Source organism: Sphingobium sp. YR768 (assembly GCF_900111125.1).
Classification (GTDB): Bacteria; Pseudomonadota; Alphaproteobacteria; order Sphingomonadales; family Sphingomonadaceae; genus Sphingobium.
On sequence record NZ_FOGE01000011.1, the window covers coordinates 109,661 to 126,884 of the forward strand.

A 17,224-nucleotide genomic window follows, 5' to 3' on the forward strand; every position below is an offset into this window, starting at 1 on the left:
AGTTCAGCATGACGATGAAGGGAGAGGTGACTTTGCCTGTCGCTGACGGCCTCTATTATGAAGAGTTGGGGTCGCCGACTGGCGCGCCCTTGATCTTTTCTGCCGGTCTGGGCGGATCGGGCAGTTATTGGCGCGCCAATATCGATCAGACCGACCAGTCGCTCGATTTCACGGAGGCGCATCGCGTCCTCCTCTACGATCATCGCGGCACCGGACGCAGTAACCGAGCTTTACCGCCGCAAGTCAGCGTCATGGATATGGCAGACGACATGCTGGCGGTGATGGATGCTACGGATGTTGCCAAGGCGAATCTGGTGGGCCATGCGGCAGGGGCGGCGGCTGCGCTGTCGCTCGCCATCCGTCATCCCGACAGGGTGCAGACGCTCATATTGGTCAATGGCTGGTCACGCGCAGATCCGCATTTTCTGCGGTGTTTTGATGCGCGCCTCGCCCTTTTGCGAGACAGCGGGCCGCGCGCTTATCTGCGCGCCCAGCCTCTCTTTCTCTATCCGCCTGACTGGAGTTCGGATCATGCCGAACGTCTGGCGATAGAGGATGAGGTGCATCTAACCCATTTCGCCGGTGCGGATGTCTATGAAAAACGGATCGCCGCATTGGCGGCTTTCGATGTTGACGACAGGCTGGGCGACATATCCGTGCCGACGCTGGTGATAACCGCAGCGGACGATATGCTCGTCCCGCCCAAATGCGGGCGTCACCTCGCAGCCCATATTCCCGGCGCGCAACTTCGGGAGATGCGCTGGGGCGGTCATGCCTGCAACGTCACCGATCCCGAAACCTTCAACCGCATCGTCCTCGATTTTCTCAGGAGCTGAAAACCATGCAGGTCGGCGTCTTCATCCCCATCAACAATAATGGCTGGCTGATTTCGGAGAATGCGCCCCAGTATAAACCCAGTTTCGACCTCAACAAGAAGATCGCGCTGCGGGCGGAGAAACATGGGTTCGATTTTCTGCTGTCGATGATCAAGCTGCGCGGCTTTGGCGGGAAAACGGAATTCTGGGAATATGGCCTCGAAAGCTTCACCCTGATGGCCGGCCTCGCCGCCGTTACCGAGAAGATCAAGATCTTCGCGACCTGCCCCACGCTGATCATCCCGCCGGCCTTCGCCGCGCGCATGTGCAACACCATCGACAGCATCAGCCATGGCCGTTTCGGCCTCAACCTCATCACCGGCTGGCAGCCGCCCGAATATACGCAGATGGGCCTGTGGCCGGGCGAGGAGCATTTCCGCAACCGCTACACGATGCTGGACGAATATGCCCAGATCCTGCGCGAATTGTGGGAAAGCGGCACGTCGGACTTCAAGGGCCAATATTATAAGATGGACGATTGCCGCGTCTGGCCGCAGCCGACCGGCGACATGAAGATCATCTGCGCGGGGTCATCTGACGCAGGCCTCGCCTTCTCCGCCAAATGGGCGGACTATGCCTTCTGCCTTGGCAAGGGCGTCAACACGCCGACCGCTTTCGCCTTCAACAACGACCGGCTGGCCGCCGCCACGGCGAAGACGGGGCGCGACGTGCAGGTGTTCGTCCTCGTCATGGTGATCGCCGCCGAAACGGATGAGGAAGCGATGGCCAAATGGAAAAGCTATAATGACGGCGTGGATATCGATGCCATCGCCTGGCTGGCGGAACAGGGCGCCAAGGATCAGGTCAACAGCGACACCAATGTCCGTCAGCTTGCCGCGCCCGAAGGGGCGGTGAACATCAATATGGGCACGCTGGTCGGCAGCTATGCCAGCATCGCCCGCATGCTGGACGAGATGGCGGAGGTGCCCAATACCGGCGGCGTCCTGCTGACCTTCGACGATTTTCTGGAAGGGGTCGATGCCTTCGGCACCCATATCCAGCCCCTGATGAAGAGCCGGACCCATATCGGCTGACGAAAAAGGGCCGATGCGGCATGATACCGCACCGGCCCTTTTGCATCCCGAAGGCGTCGTGCGTCAGGCGTCTTCGAGCGCCACGATATTGACGATATGCGCCTGCGTATATTCCAGCAGGCCCGCTTCGCCCAGTTCGCCGCCCAGCCCGGATTGCTTCACGCCGCGGAACGGGATGTTCGCGTCGATCGCCAGATGCTGGTTCACCCAGACGGTGCCGGTGTCGATCTTCATGGCGATCTGCGTCGCGCGCTCGACATCCTTGCCCCATACCGTGCCGGCCAGCCCATAGTCGCTGTCGTTGGCGCGGGCGATGACATCGTCGATATCGTCATATTTCAGCACCGGCAGCACCGGGCCGAACTGTTCTTCCTGCACCAGTGGCGCATCCTCGGGCAGGTCGCGCACGATGGTCGGCGCGATGAAATAGCCGGGCCGGTCCATCGGCTCGCCACCAGCCAGCACGGTGCCGCGCGTCTTGGCGTCGGCGATCAGTGCGCTCACCTTGTCGAACTGCATCTTGTTCTGCACCGGGCCGATGGTCGTACCTTGCTTGGCGCCATCGTCGACGATCGCTTCGTTCGCCAGCTTCGCCAACTCGTCGCAGAAATCGTCATAGAGGGGGCTGGGTACATAGGCACGCTTCACCGCCACACAAATCTGACCGGCATTGGTCATTGCGCCCTGATAGACCTTCTTGGCCACCTGCCGCGCATCGACATCGTCCAGCACGATCGCCGCGTCATTGCCGCCCAGTTCCAGCGTCACCCGCTTCACCGTGCCGGCGGAGGAGGCCATCACCTTCTTGCCGGTCGCGGTCGATCCGGTGAAGGCGACCTTGGCGATATCCTTGTGCCCGGTCAGCAGCGGCCCCAGTTCATTCTGGTCGCAAATGATGTTCAGCACACCGGCCGGCAAAATGTCCTTCGCCAGTTCGCCGAACAGCAAAGTGGTCAGCGGCGTGGTGGGGGCGGGCTTCGACACCATCGTATTGCCGGTCACTAATGCCGGCCCCAGCTTGTTCATCAACAGGATCAGCGGGAAATTCCACGGCGTTATGGACGCCACGACGCCCAGCGGCGTGCGATGTTCGACCACCTTGTTGCCGCCTTCGTCCTTCAGTATCTTGGGCTCCACCCGCATCGCGGCGAAGGCGCGCAGGGTGAAGACGCTGCCCATGATTTCATAGGCGGCCTGATCCAGCGGCTTGCCCTGCTCGGCGGTCAGCAGGCTCGCGAACTCGCCGATCCGGGCTTCCAGCGCATCGGCCAGCTTGTTGGTCAGTGCGGCGCGTTCCTCGACCGGGGTCGCGGCCCAGCCGGGCTGCGCCTTCTTCGCCGCCGCGATCGCGCGCTCGGCCAGCGCCTCATCCGCCTTGGGACAGGATGCGAAGGGTTCCGCTGTCGCCGGGTTCACCACGTCGAACTGGCTGACGCCGGGCACCAACTCGCCGTCGATCAGCATCCGATAATCACGATCCATCTGTCGCTCTCCATTTATGCCGTGCGCGTCATTGCCTATCGCAATTCCGCGTTGCTGGCTGTACCATATATTTGTGCGCCAGGGATACAATATTGGCAAGGGAATAAAGTGGGGATGAAACAGGGGACCGACCTTCAGTCGCTCGTCGGCTATCAGGTCCGGCGCGCCAATCTGCGCATGGATGAAGATGCGCGCGCCGCGCTGGCGGAGCATGATTTGTCGCCGGCCAAGATGACCGCGCTGATCCTGATCCGCGACAATCCGGGCTGCGATCAGACGGCGCTCGGCCGGGCGCTCAGCATAAACCGGTCCAGCGCGATGAAGCTGATCAACATATTGGTCGACAAGGGGTTGGTGGAACGGCGGCCCGGCCGCGACCTGCGCACTAACGCTCTGGCGCTGCTGCCGCATGGCGCGGTTCAGGTGGAAGCGATGCTGGAAGCCGTCAAGGCATCCGATGCCCGGACGACGGCGCGTCTCAGCGCCGATGAAGTGCATCTGTTGCGCGATCTGCTGAGCCGGCTCGGCCCGCCTGACGAGGGGGATGCCGTCGAATAGCGCTTGCGTGAATTGTATCATAGGCGCACAATCTGGACCGTAACCGGAGACTGATTCGACGGACTGGAAGGGGATGCGCGTGACGGAAGAGCTTTGCCTGGATCAGCGGACCATAGCGGCGCCATCGCTCGATCGCCTGCTCCGGCCCCGGTCGGTCGCGATCGTCGGCGCGTCCGACAAGCCCGGCTCGCTCGGAGCGTCGGTCTTGGCCAATCTGCTGCGGCAGGGTTTTGACGGGCCGATCCATCTGGTCAATCCGAAGCGCGCCGACATTGGCGGTCGCCCCTGTGTTGCATCGGTCGATGATTTGCCCGAAGCTGTCGACGTCGCTGTTCTCGCAATCCCGCGCATGGGCGTTCTGGACAGCATCCGGGGCCTCGCGCGCAAGGGCGTCGGCGCCGCCGTCATCTTCTCCGCCGGCTTTGCCGAGGACGGGCCGCAGGGTCTGGCCGATCAGCAGGAAATCGCCCGCATCGCCCGTGAAAGCGGCATGGTGGTGGAAGGGCCGAACTGCCTTGGCCTCGTCAATTTCCGCGACAATGTCTCGCTGACCTTCATCGAAATGCCGGAGGCGAAGGCACAGGGCGATCAGCGCGTCGGCATCGTCTCGCAATCGGGCGCCATGGCCGCCGTGCTGGCGACCACGATGATCCATCGCGAAGTCCCGCTCAGTTGCTACATTTCCACCGGCAATGAGGCGGCGAGCGGGATCGAGGATTATCTCGCCTATCTGGTCGATCAGCAGGACACCGCCGTCATTGCGCTGATCGCCGAACATATTCGCGATCCTGCCCGTTTCCTCGGGGCCGCTCGTGCGGCCCGTGCCGCCGGCAAGTCGGTGGTGCTGCTGCACCCCGGCCGCAGCGCGGCAGGCGCGGCCAGCGCGGCCACCCATACCGGCGCCATGGCGGGCGATCATGCGGTCATGGCCGTCCATGTCCAGCGCGCCGGCGTGATCCTGGTCGACTCGCTGGAGGAACTGGGCGATGTCGTTGAAATCCTCACTCGTTCGCCACAAGCCGGGATCGGCGGCACCGGCGTCATCGCCGAATCCGGTGCGTTCAAGGCGATGATGCTCGACCTGGCCGAAACGGTCGACCTCAACCTGCCGAAACTCACCGATGCGGACAGTCCGGCCCTGCGCGCGGCGCTGCCCGACTTCGTGCCCGTCACGAATCCTATGGACATCACTGCGCAGGGACTGGTCGATCCGGGCCTCTATGGGCGCACGCTCGCGGCGCTGGCGCAGGACGACCGGATCGGCACCATATTGCTGACGCTGATCCAGACCGACACCGGCACATCGCATATCAAGTTCGGCGCCGTGCTGGATGCACTGAAGCAGATTGGCGCCGCCAAGCCGATCATCGTCGGTGGCGTGGATGAAGGCGGCGGTGTTTTCGCCGAAGACCTGACCGCCCTGCGGCAGGCGAGCGTGACCTATCTTCCGACGGCCGAACGGACACTGCGCGCGCTCGCCCGCATCGCCGCGCATCGTCAGCGCGACGCAACGGTCGCCACGCTCCACGCCCAGGCGGTCGATGGCCTGTCGCAGGTTGGCAGCACTATCCCCGAACATCGATCGAAAGCGATCATGGGCGCACAGGGCATCGCCTTTCCTGCGTTCGAACTGGCGCAGAGCGCGGCCGAGGCCGTCGCCGCCGCCGATCGCCTTGGCTATCCGGTGGTGTTGAAGGCGCAATCGGCTGAATTGCCGCACAAGAGCGATGCGGGCGGCGTCATTATCAATCTCGCCGATGCGCATGCCGTCGCGGCCGGATGGGATCGGCTGATGGCCAATCTGGCCGCCTCGCGCCCCGGCCTGTTGCTGGACGGCGTGCTGGTAGAGGGGATGGCGGCAAAGGGCGTCGAACTGATCGTCGGCGCGCGCAACGATCCGCATTGGGGGGCGACCATCCTCGTCGGCTTCGGCGGCGTCGCGGCCGAACTATTGCACGACGTCTGCCTGCTCCCGCCTGACCTGACCCGCGACGCGATCATCGCGCAGATCCGCACCCTGCGCATGGCGCCGTTGCTCGACGGCTTCCGCGGCGCCCCGGCAATGGACATCGGCGCGGTCGCCGACATCGTCCAGCGCCTCGGCCAGATGGTCGCTGCCACCCCAGCGATCCGCGAAGTCGATCTTAACCCCGTGATCGTTTATCCGCAGGGTCAGGGCGCCATCGCGCTGGATGCGCTGATTTCGCTCTAACAACCTCCGTCATTGCGAGCGAAGCGAAGCAATCCATGGTGCGCCAATGGATTAGTTGGGCTTCGCCCGCCTTCGGCCCGCTCCGCTCGCAATCAAGTCAGCGCGTAATAGCGCAGCACATTGCCGTCCGATCGCCGCTCGCCCACGCCGATGAACACATGTTTGGTCAGCCAGTCATGCTTGCCGACCGGACATTCGAAGCTGGGATTGCCGCGCAGATAATAATCCTGCTGCTCCACCGGCGCGCCGTCGGCAAAGGCCCAGTCGCGCAAGCGCGCCATCGTGTCCGGCTTTCGCCCCCACAGGAAACCGCGATTGTTGAGCAGGATCAGCGTCCCATCTTCCTCCTCCAGCATGTAACGCGCATCGAACACGGCCACATCGTCCGGCCGGAAATAGGCATAGTCGCCGCCTGACCCCGGCACCGCCTTGCCCTTGATCTTCGGCCCCTCGAACGTGCCGCTCTCGACATAGACCGCGCTGCGGTTGCCGCCCCAGGGGGTGTTGGCGATCATCTGCACGCGCGGAAATTGCAGCCGCACCTCCATCGCGAATTCCAGTCGCGGATTATCCAGCGTCGAAAACATATCCATCATCCCAACTCCCCAATCACCCTAATTCCAACGTGCCGCCATCGACAAAGAGATTGGCGGCGGTGATAAAACTGGCTTCCTCCGAAGCCAGAAACAGAACGGCAAGCGCGACTTCCTCCGCCCGGCCCATGCGCTTCATCGGCACGGCCGCGATCATCGCCTCCCGCAGATTGTCCACATCGGCCCCGCTCATACCCGGATTGCGGTGCAGCAGCGGCGTCTCGATCGGGCCGGGACTGACCAGATTGACGCGGATGCCCTCGCTAACAAGTTCGCCGGCAATCACCTTCAGCGCCGCATAAAGCCCGCCCTTTGCCGCGGCATAGGCAGTGTTGCCGGGCACGAAGGCATGGCCGCCGATCGACCCCGTCGCCACGATCGACCCGCCCCGACCCATCAGCCGCAATGCCTTCTGTATGGCGAACACGCAGCCGCGCAGATTGACGCCATGGACATGGTCCCAATCGGCCGGCGTCAGGTCGCGGATCGGCGCGAAGCCACCCACGCCCGCATTGACGAACAGCGTATCAATCCGCCCGTCCTGCGCCGCGATATCGGCGATCACCGCCTCCATCGCGTCCAGATCGGCAATATCCGCGCTATAACCGCGCGCGCCGTCGATTCCCGCCACCGCCGCGTCGATCGTCGCCTGATCCCGCCCGGTCAGCCGCACGATCCCGCCCTCCGCTGCAAAGGCTTGCGCGCTGGCAAGCCCAATGCCGCTATTGCCGCCGACGACCAATATGATCTTGTCCTTGAACCGCATGCTCTTTCTCCGGCTCAGAAGGGCGAGTGGGGATTGGGGCTGTCCGTCGGCACATCCTGCACCACGTCCCAATGCTCGACGATCATGTCGCCTTCGATGCGGAAGATATCCATCACCGCAAAACCCGGATCGCCGTCGAACCGCCGGACATGATAATGGACGATCACATGGTCGCCATCGGCAAAGCGCCGCTTGATGTCATGCACCGCCTCCGGATTCTCGCCCCGCACCTTGCGCAAGAACGCCTTCAGCGGTTCCAGCCCCGTATCCACCCACTGATTATGCTGGATATAGTCGGGCGCGATGAACCGGTCCGCCGCGTCGCCATCCATGGGTATCAGCACATGGTCGAACATCGCCTGCACCAGATCCAGATTGCGCTGCTCCTGTGGTGTATAAGCCATCATCCTCTCCCTTATATTTTCCGCTGGCGCATAGCCTTGCTTTGCGGTTACGATAACGATCGTTATTAAAAGAACAAGAGCCAAGGAAGAGGAAAGCGCCATGAATCGCGCCGATTATGACCGCTATGCGCAGGCCTTCAACGATCGCGACTATGACACGGTGTTCGATTTCTACGCGCCGGGCGCCAGCATCCGTTTCTTCGGCGTCGATCTTGGCACGCGGGAAGCATTCAAGCGCTTCTACGGCTTCCTGCACGCCCATGTCATCGAGACGCTGACGATCGAACGCTTCGCCACCAGCGACGAACTGGTCGCGCTGGAAGGGATCATCCGGGTCGAAGCCACGCAGGATCTGGATGCGGCCACACTTGCCGCGCAGGGCCTCGACCAGTTCATGCCGATCGCCAAGGGGCAAGTGCAGCAGATGCGCCAATATATTCATTATCATGTGGCGGACGGCAAATTTACCAGCGTGGGCTGCGCGATAGTCGGCTTGACTTGAGCGCCGGCAAATGCCCTATCGGAAGACCATGTCGAACAGCAGCCCGCCCAAGACGATATCGGCGCAGGCCGAAACCAGCCCCGCCGATACGCTGCACCGCGTCCTGCGGCTGGCGAACAAGCTGATGGCGCCCTTCTCCACCTATCTGGAGCATCGCTACAAGATCAGCCTCAATGAGTTTCGCCTGCTGATGCTGCTCGGCCGTTTTCCCAATTCGGCCAGCCACGAACTGGCGGAAATGACCGGCGTCAACCCGATGAGCGTGTCACGCGCCGTCGCCGCGCTCCAGAAACATGGCCGCATCACCGTGGAGCGCGATCCCGCCAACAAGCGCCGCAAGATATTGGTCCTGACTGACGAAGGCCAGCGCCTCTACCGCCTGATGCGCCCGCAGACGGACAAGGTTTCAACCTATCTCGTCTCCGACCTGAAAGCCAGGGAAGTGGAAACGCTCAACCAGTATCTCGACACTCTGGTCGATACGCTCGAATCGACTGATGCGGACGGCAACAGCCGCTTCCTGGAATTCACCCGGCCCGATGGCGAGGCCGATTAGGGCGAGGGCGTCAGCGCGGTCGGCAATTGCTGCCGCAACAGGTCCAGCAATCCGCTGATCTTGGGCAACAGATGGCGGCGCTGGGGATAGACGGCCCAGATCGGCTCCTCATCCGGACGAAAATCGGCCAGCACCTCCTGCAACGCGCCCGACGCCAGATGGGCCAGCACATAGAATTCGGGCAGCTGGCATATGCCCATGCCCGCCAGCGCCGCTTCCGTCACCGCGCTGCCGCTGTTGCAGCGCCAGCGCCCCTTGGGCCGGATCGTTTCATCCCGCCCGCCACGCCTGAACCGCCAGAGCGGCGTCGTCCCGGCCAGACATTCATGCTGCGCCAGGTCCGCTGGCTTCACCGGCACGCCATGCTTCGCCAGATAGTCGGGCGAGGCGCAGCTATAGAGTCGGCGCGACGCGATGCGCGTGCCGATCAGTCGTGATTCCGCCAGTTGCCCGGTGCGGATGGCAAGGTCATAGCCTTCGCCGACCAGATCGACGACCCGGTTGGTCAGGTCGATCGTCACCCGCAATTTCGCATGCTGCGCGGCGTAACGCTGCACGATCGGCGCGATGAACCGCTCGCCCATCGCCGTCGAGCAGGTGATGCGGATATCTCCCTGCGGCTCACCGCCTTCGCTGATCATCGCGATCGCCTCGTCCCGCTCGGCGACGATGCGGCTGCAATGGTCGAAGAACAGCCGTCCCGTATCGGTCAGCCGCACCGTGCGGGTCGTGCGATGGAAAAGGGGTGCCTGCACCCGTGCCTCCAGCCCGGCGATGGCGCGGCTCATATGGGTGGTGGATACGCCCAATGCCTCCGCCCCGGCCTTGAAACTGCCGGCCGCCGCGACCGCCACAAATTCATCTATGCCTTCCCAGCGGCGCATGGATTATCCCGTCAATGTAATAATGAATTTCCCATATGCTTCCTTATCGCGCCAGTGGGATATTGCTAGAGCGGGGGCACGATGGGGGAAGGATCGCCCGGTCTTGCGGCCGGGCGGCTCTTTCCGCCATATCCCACCATTCTTGTCCTTGTCGGAGTTGCCCCATGAAAACCCGCGCCGCCGTCGCCTTCGAAGCGAAGAAGCCCCTCGAAATCGTCGAGCTGGATCTGGAAGGTCCCAAGGCCGGCGAAGTGCTGGTGGAAATCATGGCGACCGGCATCTGCCATACCGACGCCTACACGCTCGACGGCTTCGACAGCGAGGGCATCTTCCCGTCGGTGCTGGGCCATGAGGGCGCGGGCATCGTGCGCGAAGTCGGCGCGGGCGTGACCTCGGTCAAGCCCGGCGACCATGTCATCCCGCTCTACACCCCCGAATGCCGCCAGTGCAAAAGCTGCCTCAGCGGCAAGACCAACCTGTGCACCGCGATCCGCGCGACGCAGGGCAAGGGGCTCATGCCCGACGGCACGACCCGCTTCAGCTACAGGGGCCAGCCGATCTACCATTATATGGGCTGCTCCACCTTCTCCAACTTCACCGTCCTGCCCGAAATCGCGCTGGCCAAGATTCGCGAGGACGCGCCGTTTCAGTCCAGCTGCTATATCGGCTGCGGCGTGACGACGGGCGTGGGTGCGGTCATCAACACGGCCAAGGTGCAGGTGGGCGACAATGTCGTCATCTTTGGGCTTGGCGGCATCGGCCTCAACGTGATCCAGGGCGCACGCCTTGCCGGTGCGAACAAGATCATCGGCGTCGACATCAACCCCGATCGCGAGGAATGGGGCCGCAAGTTCGGCATGACCGACTTCCTCAATTCGAAGGGCCTGTCGCGTGAGGACACCGTCGCGAAGATCGTCGAACTGACCGACGGCGGCGCCGACTATACGTTCGACGCCACCGGCAATACCGAAGTGATGCGCACGGCGCTGGAAGCCTGCCATCGCGGCTGGGGCACGTCGATCATCATCGGCGTGGCCGAAGCGGGCAAGACCATCGAGACGCGGCCGTTCCAGCTCGTCACCGGCCGCAACTGGCGCGGCACGGCGTTCGGCGGCGCGAAGGGCCGGACCGACGTGCCCAAGATCGTCGACATGTATATGACCGGCAAGATCGAGATCGATCCCATGATCACCCATGTCATGGGTCTGGAGGAGATCAACACCGCTTTCGACCTGATGCACGCGGGCAAGAGCATCCGTTCGGTCGTCGTTTTCTGATGGAGACGGTCAGCACCAATCGCGCCTTTGGCGGCGTGCAGGGCGTGTACCGGCATGCCTCCGCCGCTACCGGCACGGACATGACCTTCTCCGTCTATGTTCCGCCGCATGAAGAGGGCGCGAAGATGCCGGTGGTCTGGTATCTGTCGGGCCTGACCTGCACCCATGCCAATGTCACCGAAAAGGGCGAGTTTCGCGCGCTTTGCGCGGAATTGGGCCTGATCTTCGTCGCGCCCGATACCTCGCCGCGCGGCGAAGGCGTTGCGGACGATCCCGATGGCGCTTATGATTTCGGCCTCGGCGCAGGCTTCTATGTCGATGCGACGCAAGAACCCTTCGCCGCCAACTACCGCATGTGGTCCTATGTCACGGACGAATTGCCCGCGCTGATCGCCGCGCAATTCCCCATGGCCGACTTGGATCGCCAGTCGATCATGGGGCACTCCATGGGCGGCCATGGCGCGCTGACCATCGGCCTGCGCTTGCCAGATCGGTTCAAGGCCGTGTCCGCCTTCGCGCCGATCGTCGCACCGTCGCAGGTGCCCTGGGGGCAGAAGGCGCTGGGCGGCTATCTGGGCGATGACAAGGCGGCATGGCGCAAGCATGACGCCGTCGCGCTGATCGAAGATGGCGCGCGCGTCCCGGCGCTGCTGGTGGATCAGGGCGCGGCCGACACTTTCCTGGAAAAGGAACTGCGCCCCGACCTGCTGCGCAGCGCGTGCGAGGCAGCCGGTATCCCGCTGACGCTCACGCTGCGCGATGGCTATGATCACAGCTATTATTTCATCTCGACCTTCATGGCCGATCATCTGCGCTGGCACGCCGATCGCCTGAAGGCAGGGGACAAGGCATGAGCAACGCCCTGTTGCAAAGCTATTATGACGCCTTCAACCGCGGGGACGCCGCCGCAATGCTGGATCTGCTGACCGACGACGTGATGCATGAACCCTCGCAGGGCGCGGTGCGCATGGGCAAGGCGGCCTTCGCCGATTTCCTCGCCCATATGAACCGCTGCTATAGCGAGCAGGTGATCGATCCGGTCTTCCTGACCTCCGCCGACGGTACGCGCGGTGCGGCGGAGTTCCTGCTGGAGGGCCGTTATCTGGAAACCGACGGCGATCTGCCGCCGGCCAGCGGCCAGACCTACCGGCTGCGCGTCGGCGCCTTCTTCGACATTGTCGACGGCCGCATCGCGCGGGTCAGCAACCATTATAATCTGGCCGACTGGCTGGCGCAGGTCGGCTAACCCGCCTGCCGCCGTCCCAGCGCCAGCATCACCAGCGCCATCAGCGTGAAACTGCCGCCCAGCAGCAGGGTCAGCGGCAGCACCGCCATGGACGGCAACAGCGACACCGCGCCACTCGCCAGCGCGGTGATCGCCAGTTGCAGCGTGCCGAGCAAACCGGCGGCCGCACCCGCACCGCCCGCAGCAGCATCCAGCGCGGAAATCGCCGCCGGGGTCAGGACCAGCCCGGCCAGTGCGAACAGCAGCATGGCATAAAGCTGGAACGCGGCGATCGAGACAGCGAGCGAGACACTTGTCAGCGCCATCAACGCCGAGGCCCCGATCGCGATCAACGCGACCACCGTCACCAGTCGCCGCGCGCCCAGCCGCCGCATCATCGTCGGCGCAAATTGGGTGGCGACGATCGACGTCCCTGCATTGAGCGCCAGCAACAGGCTATACTGATGCGCGGTCAGGCCAAAGCCCTGCGTGTAGAGAAAGGGCGCGGCGGTCACGAAGGCGAAGGGGATGGTCGTCCCCAGACCCGCGACCATGGTCCAGCCAAGAAAGGCCGGACTGGTCAGCAACTGGCGATAGCTGGCCAGCATCGGCAACTGAGGTATTCGCCGCTCGGGCGGCAGCGACTCCGGCAGGAAGAGCAGGACGGCCAGCAGCGCGATCCCGCCCCCGCCCGCCAGCAGTGCGAACAGCCCGCGCCATGACATCATCTGGAGCAGGACACTGCCGGCCAAGGGCGCCAATACCGGCGAAATGCCGATGATCAGGAAAGTGAAGGCCATCAGCTTCGCCGCCCGATGGCCATTGAACCGGTCGCGGATCATCGCCCGCACGCTCGACGTTCCTGCGCAGGCCCCCATACCCTGAAGGAAGCGGCAGAGGATCAACTGATCCAGACTGGTTGCCGCGGCACAGGCGATCGAGCCGAGGATGAACAGCGTCAGCCCGCCGAGCAAAGGCCGCCGCCGCCCATAGCGATCCCCCAGCGTCCCAAGCGGTATCTGCGCCAGCGCCAGCCCCAGGAAGAAGGCGGACAGGGTGCGCTGTATCCCGCCTGTATCCACTGCAAAGCTGCGCGCCATGCCCGGCATCGCGGGTAGATAGAGATCGATCGCCAGCGGCCCCAGTGACGACAGGAAGCCAAAGGCGATGCCCAATGCCAGACTGGGTTCCCCTTGCCCCCCGGTCATCCTATCCTTGGTCGCCGCCATCCATGTCTCTCCCCTTATTAATAACGATCGTTATATTTATTCTGCCGATTGCACAAGCCGGGATGCGGGCGGCGATGGCATGACGGAAAGACGCGCATCGCCGGTTTACAACTGTGTCATAAGCATACAGTATTGGCCGCAAGAACGAACAGGAGAGGATCGCCGCCATGGCATCGACCCAGACCATTGCCCTGCCGGCGGACGATCCGCGTGCCATTCTCGCCGCCCGGCCGATGCGCTGGCCGCAATGCCTTGCGATCGCCATCTGCTTCCTTTTGAGCGCGCTCGACGGCTTCGACATATTGGCCGTCACTTTCGCCGCGCCGGGGATCGCGCGGCAATGGGATGTCGGGCCGGGGGCGATCGGGCTGGTCGTATCGGCCGGGCTGGCCGGCATGGTGATCGGATCGCTGACCCTGGGCCAACTGGCCGACCGGATCGGCCGGCGACCGCAGGTGCTGCTCTGCCTCGCCATCATGATATTGGGCATGTTCGCCTCGGCCTTCGCGCCCAATATCGTGCTGCTCTGCCTGTTGCGGGCCTTTACCGGCCTTGGCCTTGGTGCGGTGCTGGCATCGATCAACGCGCTGTCGGCCGAGTTCGCCAACCGGAAGCGCCGCGATCTGGCCGTCAGCATCATGGCGGCGGGCTATCCGGTCGGGGGCATCGTCGGCGGCTGGGCGGCGGCGCAACTGCTCAAACATCATGGCTGGGAATCGATCTTCCTGTTCGGGGCGGCGGCCACGGCGGCGATCGTGCCGCTGGTGCTGCTGTTCCTGCCGGAATCGATCGGCTGGCTGGCGACGCGCGGCGGGCCGGATGCGCTGGCGCGGATCAATGCCATCCTCGGGCGGCTGGGCCAACCGCATGCTGCGCGCATCGCCACCATCGACGCGCCAAAGGCGGCGATGGCGACCCTTTTCACCGATCGCTATCGCGCCACGACGATCGCGCTGATCGCCATGTACGGCCTGCATATGATGACTTTCTATTATGCGCTGGGCTGGACGCCCTCGCTGGTCGTGGCGCTGGGCTTCGATCCGTCACAGGCGACGATCGTGTCCGTGGTGATGAACATGGGCGGTGCGACCGGCGGGCTGGTGCTGGGCCTCCTCTCGCCGCGTCTGGGCCTGCGTCCGCTGGTGATCACCGGTCTTGTCGGCGCCACCATCGCGGTCGCCGCTTTCGGTGCGGTCCCTGCGGACATCATCCTGTTGCAGTCCGCCGCCTTCCTGCTCGGTTTCCTGTCCAATGGCGCGGTCGTGGGCCTCTATGCGCTGATCGCCAATATCTACCCCACCACGTTGCGCGCGACGGGCACGGGCGCGGTGATCGGTTTCGGCCGCTGCGGTGCAGCCTTGGGGCCGTTCATGGCGGGGCAGTTGCTGGCCTTCGGCGCGGGCAGGGGCGTGACGTCCCTGCTGTTGGCACTGGGTTCGGGCCTCGCCGCGCTGGTGCTGATCACCGCGCGGTTGCAGGTCGCGGACGAAAAGGATTGAGAGAAAGGGGGCGCTCGACGATGGCTGAACGCCCCTGATCTTCATCGACCCATGCAGACTTCCACCCCGGCCAGCCCGCGCGTGATGGCGAAGGGCTTGTCGACGCTGATGCGCGCATGGATGACGCCCGGCATGGCCAGGCAACGGTCGCCCAACCGCTGGGCGAAAGTCTCGATCAGCGGGATATGCACCAGCGCCAGTTCCTCGGCCGCCTGTGCGACGCGGCGATAATCCACTGTCTCGCCAATCCCCTCGATTCGCCCGGCCTCCAGCGTCAGGTCGACCGAAATCACCAGCGGCTGTCGCCGCCCGATCTCGTCGGGATTGATGCCGATATCGGCCAGTAATGGCAGGTCGCGGACCCGCACGATCGTCGTGCATCCTGTTTCAGTCATGTCGGGCTCTCTCTGCGGCTGTTATCGTGTTGCTCAGCAGGCAGGCGATAGTCATCGGGCCCACGCCGCCCGGCACCGGCGTCACCGCCCGTGCATGGTCCAGTTCATGGGTGGCGCAATCGCCCGTCAGCCGGGTCGATCCGTCCGGCTGGGCGACCCGGCTGATGCCGACATCGATCACGATCGCGCCCGGCTTCACCCAATAGCCGCGCACCAGATGCGGCGCTCCGGCAGCGGCCACGATGATATCGGCCTTGCGTGCGATATCGGGCAGGTCGCGCGTTTCGATATGGGTGACGGTCACGGTCGCCTCCCGCTCCAGCAACAGCATGGCGACCGGCTTGCCCACGATATTGGATTTGCCGATCACGACGACATCCAGCCCGCGATAATCCGTCACGACGCTGTCCAGCAGCTTCATGATGCCCAACGGCGTGCAGGGGACGAGACCGCCGGTCCCGGTGGAAAGCCGCCCGACATTGACCGGATGGAAGCCATCGACATCCTTGGCCGGATCGATCCGGTCCAGCACGCGCGCGGCATCGATCTGCGGCGGCAGCGGCAGCTGGATCAATATACCGTCGATATCGCTGTCGCCATTCAATCGGTCGATCAGGTCGATCAATGTCGCCTGCACCGTATCGCCGGGCAGCCGATGTTCGACCGACCGGATGCCGGCCTTGGCGCATTCCGCCACCTTGCGCCCGACATAGACTTCGCTCGCGGGATCGCTGCCGACCAATATCACCGCCAGCGCGGGCGCATGGCCGGTGCGGGCGTGCAAGGCGGCCACTCGCGCCGCCGTCTCCGCCGACAGGGCACGCGCCAGCGCGCGCCCGTCGATCCTTTGCGCCACGGCCTCAGGCCTTGAAGACGACAGTGCGTGCGCCATTCTGGAAGACCCGCCCCTGAAGATGATGCTGCACGGCGGTCGCCAGCACGCGCCGTTCGATATCGCGGCCCTTGCGCACCAGATCGTCGGGCGTATCGGCATGGTTGATCGCTTCGACATCCTGATGGATGATCGGCCCCTCGTCCAGGTCGGCGGTCACATAATGGGCCGTCGCGCCGATCATCTTCACGCCGCGCTCATGCGCCTGATGATAGGGTTTGGCCCCCTTGAAGCCGGGTAGGAAGCTGTGGTGGATATTGATGCACCGGCCGGACAGGAAGCCGGCCAGATCGTCGCTCAATATCTGCATATAGCGCGCCAGCACGATCAGGTCGGCGCCGCTCTGGTCCACGATCGCCTTGATCTGGGCTTCCTGCTGCGGCTTGCTGTCCTTGGTGATCGGCAGGTGATGATAGGGCAGGTCGCCCATCAGCGACGTCGTCAGCACATGCTGCGGATGGTTGCTGACGATGCCGACCACATCCATGTCCAGCTCGCCGATGCGCCAGCGATACAGAAGGTCGCCCAGGCAATGGTCGAACTTGCTGACCAGCAGCAACACCTTCTGCCGCTCGCTGCGGCGGCGCAGGGTCCAGTCCATGCCGCGTTCCTGCGCCAGCGATGTGAAGCCGCTCTCCAGCGCCGCGATATCGCCGTCGCCGATCTCGAATTCGACCCGCATGAAGAAGCGGTCGGTCAACTTGTCATTATATTGCTGCGCGTCGGTGATGTTGCCGCCCTGCCGCGTCAGGAAGGTCGCGACATCGGCGACCAGCCCCGGCCGGTCGTCGCATTGCAGGGTGAGGGTGCAGATTTCGGTCACGTTCGTCTCTCTCCACTG

19 protein-coding genes are annotated in these 17,224 nt (G+C 64.0%); 10 read left to right on the forward strand and 9 right to left on the reverse strand.

Going from position 1 to position 17,224, the window contains the following annotated elements:
• Positions 1–8 precede the first annotated feature (8 nt).
• Together rutD and rutA are read left to right on the forward strand one after the other, a co-directional pair.
• A complete protein-coding gene (gene rutD / locus BMX92_RS13945) occupies positions 9–836 on the forward strand; it encodes a pyrimidine utilization protein D (protein WP_256213432.1) in 828 nt (275 codons plus the stop codon).
• Positions 837–841: 5 nt separating this feature from the next.
• Complete coding sequence (gene rutA / locus BMX92_RS13950) at positions 842–1,909, forward strand: pyrimidine utilization protein A (protein WP_093017470.1); 1,068 nt, start codon at positions 842–844, stop codon at positions 1,907–1,909.
• Between the two features lie 63 nt (positions 1,910–1,972).
• On the opposite strand, the gene BMX92_RS13955 is transcribed toward rutA, so the two are convergent.
• Complete coding sequence (locus BMX92_RS13955; protein ID WP_093017472.1) at positions 1,973–3,391, reverse strand: aldehyde dehydrogenase family protein; 1,419 nt, start codon at positions 3,389–3,391, stop codon at positions 1,973–1,975.
• 114 nt (positions 3,392–3,505) lie between these two features.
• Here BMX92_RS13955 and BMX92_RS13960 point away from each other — a divergent pair, with 114 nt between their 5' ends.
• On the forward strand, positions 3,506–3,949 hold the full coding sequence (locus BMX92_RS13960; protein ID WP_093017474.1) for a MarR family winged helix-turn-helix transcriptional regulator: 444 nt from the start codon (positions 3,506–3,508) through the stop codon (positions 3,947–3,949).
• A gap of 79 nt (positions 3,950–4,028) precedes the next feature.
• A complete protein-coding gene (locus BMX92_RS13965) occupies positions 4,029–6,161 on the forward strand; it encodes an acetate--CoA ligase family protein (RefSeq protein ID WP_093017582.1) in 2,133 nt (710 codons plus the stop codon).
• A gap of 92 nt (positions 6,162–6,253) precedes the next feature.
• Here the strand turns inward: BMX92_RS13965 and BMX92_RS13970 are convergent, their stop codons facing one another.
• The 3 genes from BMX92_RS13970 to BMX92_RS13980 are packed head-to-tail and all read right to left on the reverse strand — an operon-like array spanning position 6,254 to position 7,924.
• Entirely contained in the window at positions 6,254–6,757 is a 504-nt protein-coding gene (locus BMX92_RS13970; RefSeq protein WP_093017476.1) for a DUF3237 domain-containing protein, read from the reverse strand.
• Between the two features lie 13 nt (positions 6,758–6,770).
• The gene (locus BMX92_RS13975) at positions 6,771–7,520 is read right to left on the reverse strand and encodes an SDR family oxidoreductase (RefSeq protein ID WP_093017478.1); all 750 of its coding nucleotides are present in this window, start codon (positions 7,518–7,520) and stop codon (positions 6,771–6,773) included.
• Positions 7,521–7,534: 14 nt separating this feature from the next.
• Positions 7,535–7,924: a nuclear transport factor 2 family protein gene (locus BMX92_RS13980; RefSeq protein WP_093017584.1), complete on the reverse strand. Its 390-nt coding sequence runs from the start codon at positions 7,922–7,924 to the stop codon at positions 7,535–7,537.
• A 100-nt stretch (positions 7,925–8,024) separates the two neighbouring features.
• Between BMX92_RS13980 and BMX92_RS13985 the strand changes: the two genes are divergently transcribed.
• Positions 8,025–8,426 carry a nuclear transport factor 2 family protein gene (locus tag BMX92_RS13985; RefSeq protein WP_093017480.1) on the forward strand — a complete coding sequence of 134 codons (402 nt, stop codon included), beginning with the start codon at positions 8,025–8,027 and terminating at the stop codon, positions 8,424–8,426.
• A 10-nt stretch (positions 8,427–8,436) separates the two neighbouring features.
• On the forward strand, positions 8,437–8,982 hold the full coding sequence (locus BMX92_RS13990) for a MarR family winged helix-turn-helix transcriptional regulator (RefSeq protein ID WP_093017482.1): 546 nt from the start codon (positions 8,437–8,439) through the stop codon (positions 8,980–8,982).
• Here the strand turns inward: BMX92_RS13990 and BMX92_RS13995 are convergent.
• A complete protein-coding gene (locus BMX92_RS13995; RefSeq protein ID WP_093017484.1) occupies positions 8,979–9,866 on the reverse strand; it encodes a LysR family transcriptional regulator in 888 nt (295 codons plus the stop codon). The genes BMX92_RS13990 and BMX92_RS13995 overlap by 4 nt on opposite strands.
• A 164-nt stretch (positions 9,867–10,030) precedes the next feature.
• Here BMX92_RS13995 and BMX92_RS14000 point away from each other — a divergent pair, with 164 nt between their 5' ends.
• Genes BMX92_RS14000 through BMX92_RS14010 form a run of 3 tightly spaced genes read left to right on the forward strand, consistent with a single transcriptional unit; the run spans position 10,031 to position 12,389 of the window.
• Positions 10,031–11,143: an S-(hydroxymethyl)glutathione dehydrogenase/class III alcohol dehydrogenase gene (locus BMX92_RS14000; RefSeq protein ID WP_093017486.1), complete on the forward strand. Its 1,113-nt coding sequence runs from the start codon at positions 10,031–10,033 to the stop codon at positions 11,141–11,143.
• Positions 11,143–11,997, forward strand: coding sequence for an S-formylglutathione hydrolase (gene fghA, locus BMX92_RS14005; protein ID WP_093017488.1), 855 nt, complete (start codon positions 11,143–11,145; stop codon positions 11,995–11,997). Before BMX92_RS14000 ends, fghA begins: the two co-directional genes overlap by 1 nt.
• Positions 11,994–12,389: a ketosteroid isomerase-related protein gene (locus BMX92_RS14010; RefSeq protein ID WP_093017490.1), complete on the forward strand. Its 396-nt coding sequence runs from the start codon at positions 11,994–11,996 to the stop codon at positions 12,387–12,389. Before fghA ends, BMX92_RS14010 begins: the two co-directional genes overlap by 4 nt.
• On the opposite strand, the gene BMX92_RS14015 is transcribed toward BMX92_RS14010, so the two are convergent.
• Positions 12,386–13,576 carry a multidrug effflux MFS transporter gene (locus BMX92_RS14015; RefSeq protein WP_256213433.1) on the reverse strand — a complete coding sequence of 397 codons (1,191 nt, stop codon included), beginning with the start codon at positions 13,574–13,576 and terminating at the stop codon, positions 12,386–12,388. The genes BMX92_RS14010 and BMX92_RS14015 overlap by 4 nt on opposite strands.
• 188 nt (positions 13,577–13,764) lie before the next feature.
• Between BMX92_RS14015 and BMX92_RS14020 the strand changes: the two genes are divergently transcribed.
• Positions 13,765–15,096, forward strand: a complete 1,332-nt coding sequence (locus BMX92_RS14020; protein ID WP_093017494.1) for an MFS transporter — start codon at positions 13,765–13,767, stop codon at positions 15,094–15,096.
• Positions 15,097–15,137: 41 nt separating this feature from the next.
• On the opposite strand, the gene BMX92_RS14025 is transcribed toward BMX92_RS14020, so the two are convergent.
• The 3 genes from BMX92_RS14025 to purU are packed head-to-tail and all read right to left on the reverse strand — an operon-like array spanning position 15,138 to position 17,206.
• Positions 15,138–15,491: a dihydroneopterin aldolase gene (locus BMX92_RS14025; protein WP_093017496.1), complete on the reverse strand. Its 354-nt coding sequence runs from the start codon at positions 15,489–15,491 to the stop codon at positions 15,138–15,140.
• A complete protein-coding gene (locus BMX92_RS14030) occupies positions 15,484–16,383 on the reverse strand; it encodes a bifunctional 5,10-methylenetetrahydrofolate dehydrogenase/5,10-methenyltetrahydrofolate cyclohydrolase (RefSeq protein WP_177185048.1) in 900 nt (299 codons plus the stop codon). The genes BMX92_RS14025 and BMX92_RS14030 overlap by 8 nt, the downstream gene beginning before the upstream one ends.
• Complete coding sequence (purU, locus tag BMX92_RS14035) at positions 16,352–17,206, reverse strand: formyltetrahydrofolate deformylase (RefSeq protein ID WP_093017500.1); 855 nt, start codon at positions 17,204–17,206, stop codon at positions 16,352–16,354. Before purU ends, BMX92_RS14030 begins: the two co-directional genes overlap by 32 nt.
• Between the last annotated feature and the right edge of the window lie 18 nt (positions 17,207–17,224).

Bases quoted from the DNA above. Each gene is read 5' to 3' on its own strand.
- BMX92_RS14000 (WP_093017486.1), top strand. From the start codon at position 10,031: ATGAAAACCCGCGCCGCCGTCGCCTTCGAAGCGAAGAAGCCCCTCGAA.
- BMX92_RS14030 (WP_177185048.1), bottom strand. From the start codon at position 16,383: ATGGCGCACGCACTGTCGTCTTCAAGGCCTGAGGCCGTGGCGCAAAGG.
- BMX92_RS13970 (WP_093017476.1), bottom strand. From the start codon at position 6,757: ATGATGGATATGTTTTCGACGCTGGATAATCCGCGACTGGAATTCGCG.
- rutA (WP_093017470.1), top strand. From the start codon at position 842: ATGCAGGTCGGCGTCTTCATCCCCATCAACAATAATGGCTGGCTGATT.
- BMX92_RS14020 (WP_093017494.1), top strand. From the start codon at position 13,765: ATGGCATCGACCCAGACCATTGCCCTGCCGGCGGACGATCCGCGTGCC.
- BMX92_RS13985 (WP_093017480.1), top strand. From the start codon at position 8,025: ATGAATCGCGCCGATTATGACCGCTATGCGCAGGCCTTCAACGATCGC.
- BMX92_RS14025 (WP_093017496.1), bottom strand. From the start codon at position 15,491: ATGACTGAAACAGGATGCACGACGATCGTGCGGGTCCGCGACCTGCCA.
- BMX92_RS13955 (WP_093017472.1), bottom strand. From the start codon at position 3,391: ATGGATCGTGATTATCGGATGCTGATCGACGGCGAGTTGGTGCCCGGC.
- fghA (WP_093017488.1), top strand. From the start codon at position 11,143: ATGGAGACGGTCAGCACCAATCGCGCCTTTGGCGGCGTGCAGGGCGTG.
- BMX92_RS13960 (WP_093017474.1), top strand. From the start codon at position 3,506: ATGAAACAGGGGACCGACCTTCAGTCGCTCGTCGGCTATCAGGTCCGG.
- BMX92_RS13975 (WP_093017478.1), bottom strand. From the start codon at position 7,520: ATGCGGTTCAAGGACAAGATCATATTGGTCGTCGGCGGCAATAGCGGC.
- BMX92_RS13995 (WP_093017484.1), bottom strand. From the start codon at position 9,866: ATGCGCCGCTGGGAAGGCATAGATGAATTTGTGGCGGTCGCGGCGGCC.
- BMX92_RS14010 (WP_093017490.1), top strand. From the start codon at position 11,994: ATGAGCAACGCCCTGTTGCAAAGCTATTATGACGCCTTCAACCGCGGG.
- BMX92_RS13990 (WP_093017482.1), top strand. From the start codon at position 8,437: ATGCCCTATCGGAAGACCATGTCGAACAGCAGCCCGCCCAAGACGATA.
- rutD (WP_256213432.1), top strand. From the start codon at position 9: ATGACGATGAAGGGAGAGGTGACTTTGCCTGTCGCTGACGGCCTCTAT.
- BMX92_RS13980 (WP_093017584.1), bottom strand. From the start codon at position 7,924: ATGGCTTATACACCACAGGAGCAGCGCAATCTGGATCTGGTGCAGGCG.
- BMX92_RS14015 (WP_256213433.1), bottom strand. From the start codon at position 13,576: ATGACCGGGGGGCAAGGGGAACCCAGTCTGGCATTGGGCATCGCCTTT.